This is a genomic window from Salinicoccus albus DSM 19776 (assembly GCF_000385175.1).
GTDB classification, from domain to species: Bacteria; Bacillota; Bacilli; order Staphylococcales; family Salinicoccaceae; genus Salinicoccus; species Salinicoccus albus.
Genome location: NZ_ARQJ01000019.1, coordinates 39,693 through 54,787 on the forward strand (window position 1 = coordinate 39,693; position 15,095 = coordinate 54,787).

Genomic DNA, 15,095 nt, shown 5'->3' on the forward strand with positions numbered 1-15,095 from the left:
AGCGGTTTGGAGCGGTTACATTGCTGCTTATGCCTGCTGTATATCATTAATTTTAAGGAAAAGATCCTTCAGATCCTGGTCTTCCGTCTTTTCAGCGTACGATTCTAATATTTCACTGTTCACATGGGCATCTGTAAATTTACCAAATTCATCCTGGATACTTTTAGATTCTTTGGCAATCTTCTTGTGTTTGACATCTGCAAGCTTTCCAAAATATCTTGCAGAAAATCGCAGTTTCTTGGCTTTTTTACGCACTTCATGGACTGTCTCATAATCATTTCTGTCCAGATTTTTATAGTCTTTCTTCAGGTTCTCTCTCTTTTTCTTCAAACGATCTGTTACATATTCAGACCAGTCCACTTCCCCGGCTTCTCCATCAAATATTGACTGAACCCCAGTTTCCACCGCTTCTATCGCTGTTTCAGCATTCCTGACATTGGTCTTATTAAATGTCCGGTTCATTTCTCTTCGGCGTTCCTGGTGGAGAAATTTGAACATTTTTTTATAATGTTCGCTTAAATCGGGATTTTCAAGTGCCACTGTTTCACATAACTCGATCAATACATCTAGTTCCCGTACAGTGCTGTAAATCTCAGCCAGTGCTTTCAGCTCCCCATTCAGCTCATCGTAAAAATCTGTATCCAGTGTCTTCTTCATAAAATCCAACAGGCTCCGCAGTTTCCTGCTGTTCACCCGGATTGCATGTGCTGTTTTGGGATGATACGGGTTATTTTGATAATCTTTATATGCTTTCTGCAATATATCCACGCGTTCAGATAACACCTTTTGCACTTCTTCCATCTTTATCACCTCATTTGTATGAACAGAGAAACAGAAAACAATTTATTTCCAGATTGCGCTGCCTGCTTCAATCATTATGTCCTTATTATTATATTCCCGATTCATCAGATATAAACTTCAGTCATCATAATTTTACAAAATAATATTGCAGCAAAGCCCATTAATTTTCCCATAGCAAAGTGATAATCATATCTCTGTATTGACTTAAATACCCCTAATGGGTATAATGGAATTAATAAATATCCTACAGACAGGGGGCGGAGCATATGTCCGAAAAACAGCATGAAACATTGAATGTGACGGGCATGACATGTGCAGCATGTTCAAACCGTATTGAAAAAGTATTGAATAGGATGGACCAGGTCGATGCCAAAGTGAATCTGGCAACAGAAAAGGCTACCGTTGATTATAATCCCGAGCACGCAGACCTGAACGCCATTACAGATAAAATCTCAGACCTCGGTTACGGTGTGGAATTCGATGAAGCTGAATTCGATATCACGGGCATGACATGTGCAACGTGTTCGACCCGTATCGAAAAAGTACTGAACAAAACAGACGGGGTATCCAATGCATCTGTCAACCTTACGACGGAGAACGCCATGGTTGAATACAATTCCAATGTGTTGTCAGAACAGGATCTCATCGGCCGTATCGGTAATCTGGGATATGGTGCCTCACCAAAACAGAGTGCAGAAGAAAAAAGCTCCAAAAAGGAGCGGGAACTCTCAAGAATGAAATGGAAGGTCATCGTTTCAGCAATACTTTCTGCACCGCTTTTGGTGACGATGCTGGACCATCTGTTCGGCATCAGTCTGCCGGCAATATTTATGAACCCCTGGTTCCAGCTGGCTTTCGCTGCGCCCGTCCAATTCATTCTTGGCTGGCAGTTCTACACAGGCGCTTATAAAAGCTTGAAAAACTTCAGCGCCAACATGGATGTTCTTGTCGTCATGGGGACCAGCGCCGCGTTTATCTTCAGTTTGTATGAAACATATCTGTGGACGACGGGCGCCTCCCAAAATCCGCACTTATACTTTGAGACCAGTGCGATCATCATCACATTGATTTTATTCGGTAAATACCTGGAGACACGTGCCAAATCAAACACGACCGGTGCGATCAAAGAATTGTTGAACATGCAGGCAAAAGAGGCACGCGTCATCCGTGACGGGGCGGAACAGATGGTGTCTGCTGAAGACGTCCTTAAGGGCGATCGCCTGATTGTGAAACCCGGAGAAAAATTTCCAGTTGACGCGGTCGTTGTCAAAGGGCAGACCTCAGTGGATGAATCTATGGTAACCGGGGAATCGATTCCGATTGAAAAAGAAATGGACAGCTCGGTTATTGGCGCTACAATCAACCAGAACGGCACCGTTGAAATAGTTGCGACTAAAGTCGGCAAAAACACCGCACTGCAGTCAATCATTAGAGTTGTTGAAGAAGCCCAGGGGAAAAAGGCGCCTATCCAACGCATGGCAGACATCATTTCCGGCTACTTCGTACCGATTGTCGTCGGTATCGCCATCATCACATTCCTGGTATGGTACACACTGGTGAGTCCAGGGTCTGTGGAGCCGGCACTCGTTGCTGCTATTTCCGTTCTCGTCATCGCCTGTCCATGCGCCCTCGGCCTGGCGACACCGACTTCCATTATGGTCGGCACAGGTAAAGGGGCAGAGAGCGGCATTTTGTTCAAAGGCGGTGAACATCTGGAAAAAACGCATTCCCTGGATGCTGTTATCATGGATAAAACAGGTACAATCACTAAGGGGAAACCGGAAGTAACTGATTTCACCGGAGACGATGATACACTCAGACTGCTCGCTTCTGCAGAAAAAGGATCGGAACACCCGCTGGCAGAAGCCATCGTCAGCTATGCCACTGAACAGGGTGTTGACTTCGGTGAAACGGATAACTTCAATGCGAAACCCGGACACGGTATAGAAGCGGAAATAGAAGGCAGACGTGTTCTGGTCGGTACGCGTAAACTGATGACAGAGAATAATTTGGACACTTATGCACTTGAGGAAAGCATGAGCCAGTTCGAGCATGATGGTAAAACGGCGGTAATTATCGCCGTGGATGGCAGCGTCAAAGGGGTCGCAGCTGTTCAGGATACCGTTAAAGATACGGCAGTTACAGCGATCAAATCACTCCATGACCAGAATCTTGAAGTCGTCATGCTGACTGGTGACAACCACCGGACCGCCTCCGCTATTGCACGGCAGGTGGGTATTGATACAGTCATCTCTGAAGTACTGCCGGAAGAAAAAGCCGATCAAGTGAAAAAGGTACAAGACCAAGGCAAAGTCACAGCGATGGTTGGCGATGGTGTCAACGATGCGCCTGCACTGGCAACCGCCGACATCGGCGTTGCGATCGGCACCGGCACAGAAGTTGCGATTGAAGCAGCCGATATCACTATCATGAGAGGCGAACTGACGCTCATCCCGAAAGCGATCAATCTGAGTCACAGTACCATCCGTAATATCAGACAGAATCTGTTCTGGGCATTCGCCTACAATACGGCAGGCATCCCGATCGCCGCACTCGGGTTCCTTGCCCCATGGGTCGCCGGCGCAGCCATGGCGTTCAGTTCCGTCAGCGTGGTCACCAACTCCCTGCGTTTGAAACGGATGAAAGTTCAATAGGGAAACACCCTCAAAGTCTCCGATTGCTAAAGATTGGAGACTTTTTGCTCTGGTCACTCCGGTTAAGATAGTATACTGTATGTATAAAGAACCTATGAACGGAGACTGAATATGGAAAGAATACTGATGGTAGATGATGATCCAAATATCGTAAATATTGTGGAGCTGAATCTGTCCGGGACCGGTTATGAAGTAGTTACTGCCAATGATGGGAGGCAGGCATTGAAACGGATGGCAGAGAAAACCTGCGATCTTGCTGTCGTCGATGTCATGATGCCTTATATGGATGGCATTGCCCTGACAGAAGCAATACGATCCGAATACGATATACCAGTCATTATTCTCACAGCAAAAGGTCAGATTGAAGATAAAGCGGCAGGGTTTAAAGCAGGCACTGATGATTATCTGGTCAAGCCTTTTGATCCACAGGAGCTGATCTTCAGAATCAAAGCGTTATTACGGCGTTATAATATTGATGAACAAACCCAGCCGATTCGTCTGGGGAACGTTTCAATTCATCCCGACAGTTACACTGTCCACATCGACGATAAGACCTATAAGCTTCCCCTTAAGGAATTCGAACTGCTCCATCTGCTTGCTTCATACCGCGGGCAGGTATTTTCAAGAGAGCAGCTGATTGAACGTATATGGGGGATGGATTATGCAGGGGAGGACCGTACTGTGGATGTTCATATCAAACGATTGCGGTCACGTTTCGCCAAATTGACCGATAATTTCACCATAAAAACGGCCCGCGGCATCGGTTATTATCTGGAGGACGCCTAATGAAATCATTATATGTAAAGTTCATCCTGATAACCATAGGTATTATGTTGTTCAGCTTTCTTGCCGCTTTCCTATTTTCAAATTATTATTATCAGCAGAATTTAAAACCCGCCAACGATGCCAAGAATACAGATATCGCACTGGAAGTTTCTCATTTCATCAGCAATAACCCTGAAATCAACTTAGAGGAATACTTGAATACCATGGCTGCAACAGGCTATCAATTATATCTGGTCGGCGATGATTCCCAGAGCGCATTCTACGGTGCAGATTTCAGAGAGACTGCGCTAGATGACAGAGTAGTCGAAAACGTCCTTGCCGGTCAAATCTATCATGGCATGCTGAACTACCCAAGCCAGACGTTCGTTACTGGTTTTTTCGCCAATGAACTGGAAAATACAATCGGCGTGCCTGTCCATCATAACGGTATGGATTATGCACTTTTCCTGCGGCCGGATATCGAACTGCTTTTCAATGAAATGCACCTGCTCTTCGGTCTGCTCGCTGTACTGACAATTGCTTTGAGTATCATTTTCGTTTTCGTCAGTGCCCACTTCTTGATCAGACCGGTAACCCAATTAAGCCGTGCTACCAAAAATCTGGCCGGCGGCAATTATAATGTGGACAATCTCGATACCGGACGTCGTGATGAGATTGGAGAATTATCGTCCAGTTTTGTGAATATGGCTGCACAAATTGAATACAATGATAAAATGCAGAAGGATTTCATCTCAAATATTTCCCATGATATCCAGTCGCCTTTATCAAGTATTAAAGGTTATAATCAATTATTGAATAAACAGGTAAATAATTCCGAAAAACAGGCGTATACAGAAACAATTGATTATGAGATAGACCGTCTGTCAATGTTGACAGATCAACTTCTGGTTCTGTCCTCCATCGATCACGAAGATCATATGCTGCGCAAGGAAACATATAATCTGCACAGCCAGCTGACCGACTTGATCCACGCCTATGAATGGCGCATCAGCAGCAAAGGGCTGATGCTGTCACATCGATTGGATGATGTGTCGATATACGCCGACCAGGGACTTCTTAACACCGTGTGGGATAATCTTCTGTCCAACGCAGTAAAGTACAATACTGACACGGGCAGTATTGATGTTGAACTGACTGAAAAAGATGATGAAGCCATTATAACGATAAGCGATACGGGAATCGGGATTGATCCATCTTTAACAGAGATGATTTTTGAGCGATTCTATCGTATCGATACTGCACGTACCAGTCACATCGGCGGTTCTGGCCTGGGACTATCGATTGCTAAAAAGATCATTGACCTGCATAACGGCACCATTGATATCACTAGTGATTCCAAGGGCACAACATTCACGATAAAATTGCCGCTCAATCATTCAATTAAATAATTTCATGTTCTTCCTCCTGGTTCATATTGAGTTCATATTCGCTTAGTAAACTATGATTATCATATGAAATCAAGGAGGAAATTTTTATGAAGATGGCTTGGAAAGAAATGATGAAATACAAAATGCGCTATATCATATTAGGTTCGATCATTTTCCTGATCAGCCTGCTGACTTTAAGTATTTCAGGGCTGGCAAACGGTTTATCCCAGGATAATGCCGCACTGATTAAAAATATGCCGGAAGGCACATTCTATATGGAAGAAAGCGCTGAGGAGAGTTATAACTTTTCCAGTCTGTCGGATTCACAAATCAACGAAGTTAAAAACATTGATGACAATGCCACATTTTTTTCTATACAAATGGGGGAATTTAACGACAGCGAAGAACAAAAACACAGTCTGGCATATGTCAGTGCATCAGATGACCAGCATTTCCCTGCAGTTGAGCAGGGCGAAATTATTTTAGATCAGTCATTTGCTGAAGAAGGCCTTGCGGAGGGTGACACAATTGGGAATGAATTGACGGATGAAGATTTGACCGTCGCAGGCTTTGTCGAACAGGAAAAATTCAGTCACTCACCTGTCGGATTCATCAGCAGTGATGACTATTCTTCAATGTATGATACGGATACATTCCAGCTTGCTTTTTCAACAGAGAGTGATGCAGCAGTCGATGAACTATCCGCCTTTTCCAACGACGAGTTCTTGAATACAATCCCGAGTTACAGTGCGGAACAACTCTCACTGAATATGATCATCGCCTTTCTTTACGTCATCAGCGGCATGTTATTCGCCATATTTTTCTATATGATCAATGTTCAGAAACTCGGCACTTTCGGTATCTTAAAAGCAGTCGGTGTAAAGACAATCACTCTGTTCAAAATGATGTGGGCACAGATGTTCATCATTACAGTCATCTCGCTGCTACTCGCGTCCGGCATCAGTGAACTGTTCAATATTTTCGCTCCAAGCGGCATGCCCTTCCACTTGACTCTTGATATGATCCTGTACTCATCCGCCGCGTTCATCGCTATTGGCTTTGTGGGTGCGACCTTATCAGGGATTCAGATTAAAAAAGTAGAACCCATGCAGGCAATCAACCAGGGAGGTGCTTAAAATGGCATTATTTCAACTTGATAATATACAAAAAACTTTTAAACATGGCACAACAAGCGAACAAATTCTCCAGAGCATTGACCTGGAACTGACCAAAGGTGCGCTCACTGCACTGACCGGTGCTTCAGGATCAGGAAAAAGTACATTGCTGACTATCGCAGCCGGTCTGCAGGAGACGACTGAAGGGACAATCAGATTTGAAGACAAAACACTTACAGCAATAAGTGCGGAACAAGTGAGGGAAGTCCGGGCAAAACATTTTGGTTTCGTTTTCCAGCAGGCCCACCTTGTCCCGTTTCTAACAGTTAAAGAACAGCTTGAGCTAATGCTTGATACAGCGGAATTAAAATGGTCAAAAGAAAAGCGCCGGTCGCGCATTAAAGAAACACTTGAATCCGTCGGTATGTGGTCGCACAGAGACAGCCAGCCGGAAAATTTGTCAGGCGGTGAGAAACAGCGGGTGGCAATCGCACGGTCAATCATCCATGAACCAAAGATGCTGTTCGCCGACGAGCCAACTGCAAGCCTCGATTCAAAACGCTCAGCTGAAGTGATGTCACTCATCCAGGGGTTGTCAAAAGAACTGGATATCACAGTACTGATGGTCACACATGATGAAGATGTTCTGCAATATGCAGATCGGACCGTTGAGATGAAAGATGGCAAAATAATTTAAGGTAACAAAAGTGAACACGGGATAAAAAAAGCCTCCAAAAACTGGTCACTGTAAAAGTGAAGTTTTAGAGGCTTTTTCTTATTCTGCTGTTTTTCAAAAAAATACCTGCACGAGGAGCATGTAAAACAGAGTCCCCCCGGCAATGGACAGGAGCATACTTCTTTTCCAATAGTGCAGTATGATGACAACGGCGACTGATATCATTTCAGGCAAAAAACTCTGGATAGATGACAATTCTATGTTCCGCAGCGCATATACAACCAAAAGTCCGAAAACTGCCGGGGGCAATACATAACCCAGATACTTTATGTAGGAAGGCGTCGGGCTGTCCGAAGAAAATATTATAAACGGCAGGAAACGTGTGGTCAGTGTTCCGGCAGCCACAACGCCAATAATGATCATTTCCTGTATAAGTGTCATTTATCTGTCACCACCTTGTCTTTCATCTTATCCCTTCTGACAAATGACAGAACCAGCAGCATAATGACCATTGCAGGCAGTATAAATTGATCTGCCCCGAATATCATCAGACAGACCGCCGATATGGCTAAACCGGCCATCGAGCTGAAATGGTCGTGTTCTTTCATCCACTGTTCCACAAAAATAACCACAAATAATGCTGTCATGACAAATTCCAGACCTGAGGTATCAAAAGTGATAGCAGAGCCGAACAAACTGCCGATCGCTGTGCCTGAAACCCAATAGATCTGGTTCAGCAGCGTGACATAGAACATGAACCAGCCTTTATCCACATCTTTAGGGATACCCGCGGTACTATTGATGACAAATGATTCGTCGCACATGCCATATATCAGGTAGTACTTTTTCTTCCCTGTATTTTTAAACTTATCCAGCATCGAAATACCATAAAAGAGGTGCCGGGCATTGATCATCAGTGTCAATATGAAAGCACTGACAGGATTGAAAGCACTTAACAATAAATTCCCGGCAACAAATTCCATCGATCCGGCAAAAATAAGCAAGCTCATCATGATGGCATAGATGGGCGCAAATCCTAAAGAGTGCATATATATGCCGTAGGCCATCCCTAGAAATGAAAAACCAGCCAGAATGGGGATTGTTTTAGGAAAAGCATATTTTATCGCATTTAGATGTTTATCTGCAGTCATCCATGTTCACCCGCTTTCCAGTTTTAATCGACATAAAAGGGAAGAGATTATCCACCCGGCGTTGATTATCTTCCTTCCTCCGAAAATCGTTATCATGTCAGAATTTCCGATTAACTCAAATGTTCGTTATAGTATACAATCCACAGAGAACACGCGTATTCAAAAGTCCCCATAGGTTCGTAACCTATGGGGACTTTAAGGTATATGGTATGGAGCCAAGGGGGCTCGAACCCCTGACCTTTGCGCTGCCAGCGCAACGCTCTCCCAGCTGAGCTATGGCCCCGGAATATGAAGTATGAATGCTGGATATGGAGATGAATATTAAAATATCTCCAATAAGATTATCTATCAAAATAAACAAATTGTCAAAGAAAAATTCTATCCTAATCCTGCCGGATTAAAATGATGAAGGGTCATGATTGTTTAATTAATATTTTTTATTCTCAGACCCTTATGTGTTGATCTGCATGGTACGATGTAAATAACACAGCCTGTACTGCATCTTACATACACAAAGGAGATGTTTCATTATGAAAATCAGGGAAGCGACACTTGAAGATCTGCATGATATTGTAAAACTGCTTGCTGATGATGAACTGGGTCAGACGAGGGAAAATGACACTGATCCCTTGCCACCTGAGTATACTGAAGCTTTTAAGAACATTGAAAAACAACAAGGGAACCAGGTTATAGTCGTCACTGAAAACGAAAAGATCGCTGGCTGTCTGCAGCTTACTTTTATACCAACCATCGCGAGGAACGGCATGACCCGGGCTCAAATCGAGGGGGTCAGGGTCCGGCATTCTCATCGCAGCAGAGGGGTTGGGCAGGCATTATTTGAAGAGGCGGTCAGGCTGTCCAAAGAGAATGGCTGCGGTCTTATCCAATTGACCACTGATAAAACTCGTACAGAGGCACATGGATTCTATGAAAAATTGGGCTTTAAAGTCACACATGAAGGAATGAAGTTATTCCTGTAATTGAGAGTACAGCTCTGTTTTTAAAACCAAATGTTTACAACATTATGGCAGAATACTAAATAGGAAATGACAAAGTACTCAGAAACGCTGCTTGCGCAGGTTTTACAGGAAGGTTTTGAATTTATTTAACGATCATTACAGGAATTTCTGCACGCTTGGCTACTTTGTGGCTGACGCTGCCCATCACCATTTCCTGTAGTCCATTCAACCCTCTTGTCCCGAGGAAAACCGCCTGATGTTCACCCTTGTTGGCAAATTTGACGACCGTTTCATTCGGCACCCCATTCTCAAAATGCACCTGGTACGGGATATTGTTGGATGCATACAAGCCGGTGATTTTAGAGAGCTTTGCTTTCCGTTTACTAACAATACTTTCGGACGCCCCGCTATGCAAAACATCCTCCTTGGAATCCGCCGGATTGATAACATTCAGTATCGTTACCTGTGTATCTTCATTGATGAAATGGAGTGTCTCTTCAGCAGCTCTGAAACTGTTATCGGAACCATCCGCGGCGAGCAGAATCTTTTTATACATAATAATTCCCCCTTTGTTATTGAGTCAGATGCTGTTCATTCAACTGGCTGAGTTCTTTAACAATCTTTCGGCTGTCTGCGTTCAGCCGGCTGACATAAACCGTATTCCCTTTCTCTTCGAATTTCCTCACAATGGTATCAATGGCATCCACTGCAGAATCATCCCAGAGATGAGATTGGGAAAAGTCCAATTGAACAGGCTTATCATATTTCTTAAATTCTATCTGTGCAATCATTGTATCTATGGAAGCGAAAAATATCTGTCCTTCAAAACGCAGTATATTGACATTTTTCAATGATTCAAAATGGATATCTACCTTAGAAATTTTCGTCGCAAAGAATATGGCACTGAAAAGCACACCCGCAATGACCCCGATAGCCAGGTTACTGGTGAAAAGCACGATGATGACTGTAATCAGCATAACGAACGCATCTGTACGCGGTGCTTTCTGCAGATATCTAAATGAACCCCAGTCGAACGTGCCGATGGATACCATTACCATGATACCTGCCAGAATCGGCATTGGGATCTGGACGACCCAGTTCCCAAGCACAATAATCAAAAACATCAGAAAGATGCCTGCTGTAAATGTAGACAGCCGGGTGGTCGCACCAGATTTCACGTTAATGACCGATTGCCCGATCATTGCACAGCCGCCCATACCGCCAAAGAACCCGGTGATGAAGTTTGCAATACCCTGTCCGCGAGATTCTCTGTTCTTGCTGCTGTAGGTATCCGTAGCATTGTCGACAATCCTTGCTGTTAGAAGGCTTTCCACCAAGCCGACGATGGCCATGGAGATAGAATAAGGCAGGATAATCTGCAATGTTTCCCAGTTAAACGGCACATCCGGAATCAAAAAGCTTGGCAGGGATCGATCGATACTGCCCAGATCACCGACGGTGCGCAGGTCGGAACCCGTCATAAGATAAGCACTTGTGAGCACAACGAGCGCGATGAGTGGTGCAGGTATCTTTTTCAAAAATCTTGGCAGTATATAAAGAATGAGAAGCGTAATGATGACATAGATGTATGTATCAAAGGAAATGCCAAAAATATGTTCTATCTGGGACATGAAAATCATAATGGCCAGTGCGTTCACAAAACCGATCATGACTGAATTTGGAATGAATTTCATCAGTTTTCCAACCTTCAGAACTCCAAGCAGAATCTGTATTACCCCCATCAGAATCGTAGCAGTGAGTAAGTATTCGACCCCGTATTCACTGACAAGCGGGACAACGAGTAAAGCAATCGCCCCTGTGGCGCCTGAAATCATCGCTGGACGACCGCCGGCAAAAGAAATAATAACTGCAATGAGAAATGATGCATATAGTCCGACCATCGGATCGACACCTGCAATGATTGAGAATGCGATAGCCTCGGGAATCAATGCCAGGGCAACGACTATACCTGCCATAATATTGGTCCCCGGGTTACTCAGCCATTCTCTTTTGAATTTTTCTATCATATTTGAAGCACTCCTCTGAAATAACTAGAGCAATTATAACAGAATAGTTTCATATGTATACCCCTTTTTGAGAAAAGCATGTTATAATTTTTAAAAAAGCAGGAGTGTTATTCGATGAAATATGGTTATACCAGACCCGTGGACTTATATGATGAAATCTCAGAGCAGCAGCTAAAACTGGAAAGCTATGCAGACAGGCTTTTCACGGAAGCACACTCAGATAGTAAGAAACGATACGAATTGGAGAAATTGCTTAAAGATACGATATCCCCTGGTGATGAATTGTTTGTTACCGATTTATGCATCCTTGCCGATTCAACGAAACAGCTCGTAGATATCGTCAATGATTCCGAACGTAAGGCGCTCCGTATTCATGTGCTCAATATAGATGTTGTCATCGATCCTTCATCCCAGTTCAGCTTTCATCAAGTATTGTATGAAATTTCCAGCTTTCAAAGCGATATCGTGAAGTTCAGGACAAAGCGCGGGATCAACCAGGCAGCCAAAGGGGGAAAACAGATGGGCAGACCGAGACGTAATGATGAAAATATAAAGAGAGCAGTAGAAATGTATATGTCGAAAAAATATACATTGGATGAAATCAAGGAAGCGACCCGCATCAGCCGTGCGACATTGTACCGTCATTTAGAAAGATAGTTTAAAATCACAAATAAACCGCGTCATTTTAGATTCAGCATAATTTTGAAACAGCTGTTCCCGGACACCAGTTGAGAGAAACTCGAAAATAGTGGTAACATGATCCTTAACTTTAAATTCCGTAGCAGGAGGCTTATTTTATGTCCAACGTGCACTCGCACCTTGATCAGCTTGAAGCAGAAGCGATATATATCATTCGTGAAGTGGCGGCGGAATGTGAAAAGCCGGTGATGCTGTATTCCATCGGCAAGGACAGCTCTGTCATGCTTCACCTGGCAATCAAAGCATTTTATCCGGAAAAACCACCTTTCCCTTTTATGCATATAGATACGACTTGGAAATTCAAGGAAATGATACACTTTAGGGATCAAAAAGCAGCGGAATATGGGATTGAAATGATCGTCCATACGAATCAGAAAGGCCTGGATGAAGGAATGAATCCCTTTGACCATGGAGCTGCCTATACAGATATCATGAAAACTGAGGCTTTAAAGCAGGGACTTGATAAGTATGGGTTTACAGCAGCGTTTGGGGGCGGCCGGCGGGATGAGGAAAAATCCCGTGCCAAAGAGCGGGTGTTCTCTTTTCGCAATGAATATCATACCTGGGACCCCAGAAACCAGAAACCGGAAATGTGGAAGCTTTATAACACCCGTATAAACCAGGGAGAAAGCATGCGGGTGTTCCCGTTGTCCAACTGGACAGAAAAGGATATATGGCAATACATTCGCAGGGAGAACATCGACATTGTCCCCCTCTATTTCGCCAAAGAACGCCCGGTCGTTCACCGGGACAACAACATTATCATGGTTGATGACGACCGCATGAAATTGCAGGACGGTGAAACAATCCGCCGCGAAAAAGTGCGCTTCCGCACACTTGGATGCTATCCGCTGACCGGCGGGGTGCATTCCGACGCGGATACATTGGATGCAATCATCGATGAAACACTTGGTGCAGTGTCTTCTGAGCGGACCAGCCGTGTGATCGATCATGAGGCGTCCGGAAGCATGGAACGCCGCAAGCGGGAGGGCTATTTCTAAATGAAACCATTACTGAAATTTATTACGTGCGGCAGTGTGGATGACGGAAAATCGACACTCATCGGACATATGTTATACGATGCAAAGCTTTTGTTCACAGATCAGATAAAAGCACTTGAATTGGAGAGTAAATTGGGCAGCAGAGCAGGAAACATCGATTATTCCCTGTTACTGGATGGTCTGATGGCAGAAAGGGAACAGGGAATCACCATTGATGTCGCCTACCGTTATTTCACAAGCTCACACCGCTCTTTCATCGTCGCGGACACCCCAGGGCATGAAGAGTATACACGCAATATGGCGGTAGGGGCTTCCGCCGCCGATCTCGCGGTGATTCTGGTGGATGTAACGCAGGGGCTGACATCCCAGACAAAGCGGCATTTGCGCATCTGCGCTTTGATGGGAATCCGGCATTTCGTACTCGCTGTCAATAAAATGGATCTGACGGGCTACGATCGGAAACATTTTGAAGAAATTAAAACCAATTTTGAACACATGGCGGCTTCCTTTAATATTGCGAGCCTGCAGGTCATCCCAATTTCTGCAACAGAAGGAGACAATATTACTGAGAATTCCAGTCACACACCGTGGTATACAGGTCTGCCGCTGCTGCCTTACCTGGAATTGATCGAGGTCGGACAGACGCCGGCACAGGATCAGTTCGTCATGCCTGTACAACGGGTCAGCCGGCCAAACCATGAATTCCGCGGCTTCCAGGGACAGGTGGAAACAGGCACCGTTTCTATCGGAGAAGAGCTGCAGATATTGCCGGGCAATGAAAGCGCGACGGTTGAATCGCTTCTTTTCGCCGATGAACAGGCAGAGGAAGCCAGCGCCGGGCAGCCAATTACGGTGCAGCTGAACAAAGAGGTGGATGTCTCCCGGGGCAGTGTTCTGACCACAGATAAAAATCTGCAGGTCAACGATATGCTGAGTGCCTCAGTGCTATGGATGGATGATCGGCCGCTTCATAGCGGCAGAAACTATCTGATAAAAATCGGCACCCGTACAGTGCCTGGTTCCGTGATGAAGATCAAACACAAGACTGACACGAACACGGGCGAAAAACTGCCGGCGGACCGGATTTATAAGAATGAGCTGGCCGAGTGTGAAATATCTCTGGCAGAACGTATCCCATTTGATAAATTCTCTGCCAACGCGTCCATGGGCAGCATGATCTTTATCGACAGAGTGACAAATATGACTTCCGGATGCGGAGTGGTGGAACGCTCACTTCAACGTTCGAAAAATATCGAGTGGCAGAAAACCGAAATAACGCCGGATATCCGTGCCCGACAGAAAGGGCAGGTACCTTTAACAATATGGTTTACCGGGCTCTCCGGTTCCGGCAAGACCACATTGGCCAACGAAATCGAAAAAAGGCTGGCCTCAGCCGGATATCATACCACCCTGCTCGATGGAGATAACGTGAGACACGGCCTGAATAAAGATCTGGGTTTTAACGAAGGAGACCGCGTGGAAAATATTCGCCGCATCGCCGAAGTCGCCCGTCTGATGAACGATGGCGGGCTGATTACGCTTGCTTCATTTATCTCCCCTTACGAAAGCGACCGGGAGAATGCCAGGGAAATCATAGGGAACGGGCAGTTTATCACCGTCTATGTAAACACCCCCATTGAAGTATGTGAGCAGAGAGATACAAAGGGGCTGTACAGAAAAGCACGTGCAGGAGAAATCACCAGCTTCACAGGTGTGACAGGCCCGTATGAAGCGCCGTCCCACCCGGATATTACCGTAGATACCGCGCAATATTCAGTCGAAGACGCAGCCGAATTAATACTATCAGAAGTCATCAGGCCAAAAATCTCACGATAACGATATCAATATGACAGGGTCCC

General features: G+C 44.9%; 14 protein-coding genes and 1 tRNA gene. 9 read left to right on the forward strand and 6 right to left on the reverse strand.

Annotated elements, in window-relative coordinates:
• Nucleotides 1-27 precede the first annotated feature (27 nt).
• Nucleotides 28-801, reverse strand: a complete 774-nt coding sequence (locus G343_RS0102690; RefSeq protein ID WP_020006569.1) for a CHAD domain-containing protein — start codon at nt 799-801, stop codon at nt 28-30.
• Nucleotides 802-1,067: 266 nt separating this feature from the next.
• Here G343_RS0102690 and G343_RS0102695 point away from each other — a divergent pair, with 266 nt between their 5' ends.
• The 5 genes from G343_RS0102695 (at nt 1,068) to G343_RS0102715 (ending at nt 7,420) form a co-directional block, all read left to right on the forward strand.
• Nucleotides 1,068-3,455, forward strand: a complete 2,388-nt coding sequence (locus tag G343_RS0102695) for a heavy metal translocating P-type ATPase (RefSeq protein WP_020006570.1) — start codon at nt 1,068-1,070, stop codon at nt 3,453-3,455.
• Between the two features lie 111 nt (nt 3,456-3,566).
• A complete protein-coding gene (locus tag G343_RS0102700; protein WP_020006571.1) occupies nt 3,567-4,241 on the forward strand; it encodes a response regulator transcription factor in 675 nt (224 codons plus the stop codon).
• Nucleotides 4,241-5,629 carry a sensor histidine kinase gene (locus G343_RS0102705; protein ID WP_020006572.1) on the forward strand — a complete coding sequence of 463 codons (1,389 nt, stop codon included), beginning with the start codon at nt 4,241-4,243 and terminating at the stop codon, nt 5,627-5,629. Before G343_RS0102700 ends, G343_RS0102705 begins: the two co-directional genes overlap by 1 nt.
• A gap of 86 nt (nt 5,630-5,715) precedes the next feature.
• Nucleotides 5,716-6,744 carry an ABC transporter permease gene (locus G343_RS0102710; protein ID WP_020006573.1) on the forward strand — a complete coding sequence of 343 codons (1,029 nt, stop codon included), beginning with the start codon at nt 5,716-5,718 and terminating at the stop codon, nt 6,742-6,744.
• 1 nt (nt 6,745) lies between these two features.
• The gene (locus tag G343_RS0102715) at nt 6,746-7,420 is read left to right on the forward strand and encodes an ABC transporter ATP-binding protein (protein ID WP_020006574.1); all 675 of its coding nucleotides are present in this window, start codon (nt 6,746-6,748) and stop codon (nt 7,418-7,420) included.
• Nucleotides 7,421-7,513: 93 nt separating this feature from the next.
• On the opposite strand, the gene G343_RS0102720 is transcribed toward G343_RS0102715, so the two are convergent.
• From G343_RS0102720 to G343_RS0102730, 3 genes are all read right to left on the reverse strand, one after another.
• Nucleotides 7,514-7,840, reverse strand: a complete 327-nt coding sequence (locus G343_RS0102720; protein WP_020006575.1) for a branched-chain amino acid transporter permease — start codon at nt 7,838-7,840, stop codon at nt 7,514-7,516.
• Entirely contained in the window at nt 7,837-8,550 is a 714-nt protein-coding gene (locus G343_RS0102725) for an AzlC family ABC transporter permease (RefSeq protein ID WP_020006576.1), read from the reverse strand. The genes G343_RS0102720 and G343_RS0102725 overlap by 4 nt, the downstream gene beginning before the upstream one ends.
• A gap of 210 nt (nt 8,551-8,760) precedes the next feature.
• A tRNA-Ala gene (locus G343_RS0102730) sits at nt 8,761-8,833 on the reverse strand.
• 247 nt (nt 8,834-9,080) lie between these two features.
• Here G343_RS0102730 and G343_RS0102735 point away from each other — a divergent pair.
• Entirely contained in the window at nt 9,081-9,530 is a 450-nt protein-coding gene (locus G343_RS0102735; RefSeq protein WP_020006577.1) for a GNAT family N-acetyltransferase, read from the forward strand.
• Nucleotides 9,531-9,651: 121 nt separating this feature from the next.
• Here the strand turns inward: G343_RS0102735 and G343_RS0102740 are convergent, their stop codons facing one another.
• The gene (locus tag G343_RS0102740; protein ID WP_020006578.1) at nt 9,652-10,065 is read right to left on the reverse strand and encodes a universal stress protein; all 414 of its coding nucleotides are present in this window, start codon (nt 10,063-10,065) and stop codon (nt 9,652-9,654) included.
• 16 nt (nt 10,066-10,081) lie between these two features.
• The gene (locus tag G343_RS0102745; protein ID WP_020006579.1) at nt 10,082-11,536 is read right to left on the reverse strand and encodes a SulP family inorganic anion transporter; all 1,455 of its coding nucleotides are present in this window, start codon (nt 11,534-11,536) and stop codon (nt 10,082-10,084) included.
• 114 nt (nt 11,537-11,650) lie between these two features.
• Here G343_RS0102745 and G343_RS0102750 point away from each other — a divergent pair, with 114 nt between their 5' ends.
• From G343_RS0102750 to cysC, 3 genes are all read left to right on the forward strand, one after another.
• Nucleotides 11,651-12,193: a recombinase family protein gene (locus G343_RS0102750; RefSeq protein WP_020006580.1), complete on the forward strand. Its 543-nt coding sequence runs from the start codon at nt 11,651-11,653 to the stop codon at nt 12,191-12,193.
• A gap of 140 nt (nt 12,194-12,333) precedes the next feature.
• The gene (cysD, locus tag G343_RS0102755; protein WP_020006581.1) at nt 12,334-13,236 is read left to right on the forward strand and encodes a sulfate adenylyltransferase subunit CysD; all 903 of its coding nucleotides are present in this window, start codon (nt 12,334-12,336) and stop codon (nt 13,234-13,236) included.
• On the forward strand, nt 13,237-15,072 hold the full coding sequence (gene cysC, locus G343_RS14165) for an adenylyl-sulfate kinase (protein ID WP_020006582.1): 1,836 nt from the start codon (nt 13,237-13,239) through the stop codon (nt 15,070-15,072).
• Nucleotides 15,073-15,095 lie beyond the last annotated feature (23 nt).

Excerpts from the sequence above, each read along its gene's own strand:
- G343_RS0102750 (WP_020006580.1), top strand. The coding sequence starts at position 11,651 with ATGAAATATGGTTATACCAGACCCGTGGACTTATATGATGAAATCTCA.
- G343_RS0102710 (WP_020006573.1), top strand. The coding sequence starts at position 5,716 with ATGAAGATGGCTTGGAAAGAAATGATGAAATACAAAATGCGCTATATC.
- G343_RS0102700 (WP_020006571.1), top strand. The coding sequence starts at position 3,567 with ATGGAAAGAATACTGATGGTAGATGATGATCCAAATATCGTAAATATT.
- G343_RS0102740 (WP_020006578.1), bottom strand. The coding sequence starts at position 10,065 with ATGTATAAAAAGATTCTGCTCGCCGCGGATGGTTCCGATAACAGTTTC.
- cysC (WP_020006582.1), top strand. The coding sequence starts at position 13,237 with ATGAAACCATTACTGAAATTTATTACGTGCGGCAGTGTGGATGACGGA.
- G343_RS0102745 (WP_020006579.1), bottom strand. The coding sequence starts at position 11,536 with ATGATAGAAAAATTCAAAAGAGAATGGCTGAGTAACCCGGGGACCAAT.
- G343_RS0102735 (WP_020006577.1), top strand. The coding sequence starts at position 9,081 with ATGAAAATCAGGGAAGCGACACTTGAAGATCTGCATGATATTGTAAAA.
- G343_RS0102715 (WP_020006574.1), top strand. The coding sequence starts at position 6,746 with ATGGCATTATTTCAACTTGATAATATACAAAAAACTTTTAAACATGGC.
- G343_RS0102690 (WP_020006569.1), bottom strand. The coding sequence starts at position 801 with ATGGAAGAAGTGCAAAAGGTGTTATCTGAACGCGTGGATATATTGCAG.
- G343_RS0102705 (WP_020006572.1), top strand. The coding sequence starts at position 4,241 with ATGAAATCATTATATGTAAAGTTCATCCTGATAACCATAGGTATTATG.
- cysD (WP_020006581.1), top strand. The coding sequence starts at position 12,334 with ATGTCCAACGTGCACTCGCACCTTGATCAGCTTGAAGCAGAAGCGATA.
- G343_RS0102725 (WP_020006576.1), bottom strand. The coding sequence starts at position 8,550 with ATGACTGCAGATAAACATCTAAATGCGATAAAATATGCTTTTCCTAAA.
- G343_RS0102695 (WP_020006570.1), top strand. The coding sequence starts at position 1,068 with ATGTCCGAAAAACAGCATGAAACATTGAATGTGACGGGCATGACATGT.
- G343_RS0102720 (WP_020006575.1), bottom strand. The coding sequence starts at position 7,840 with ATGACACTTATACAGGAAATGATCATTATTGGCGTTGTGGCTGCCGGA.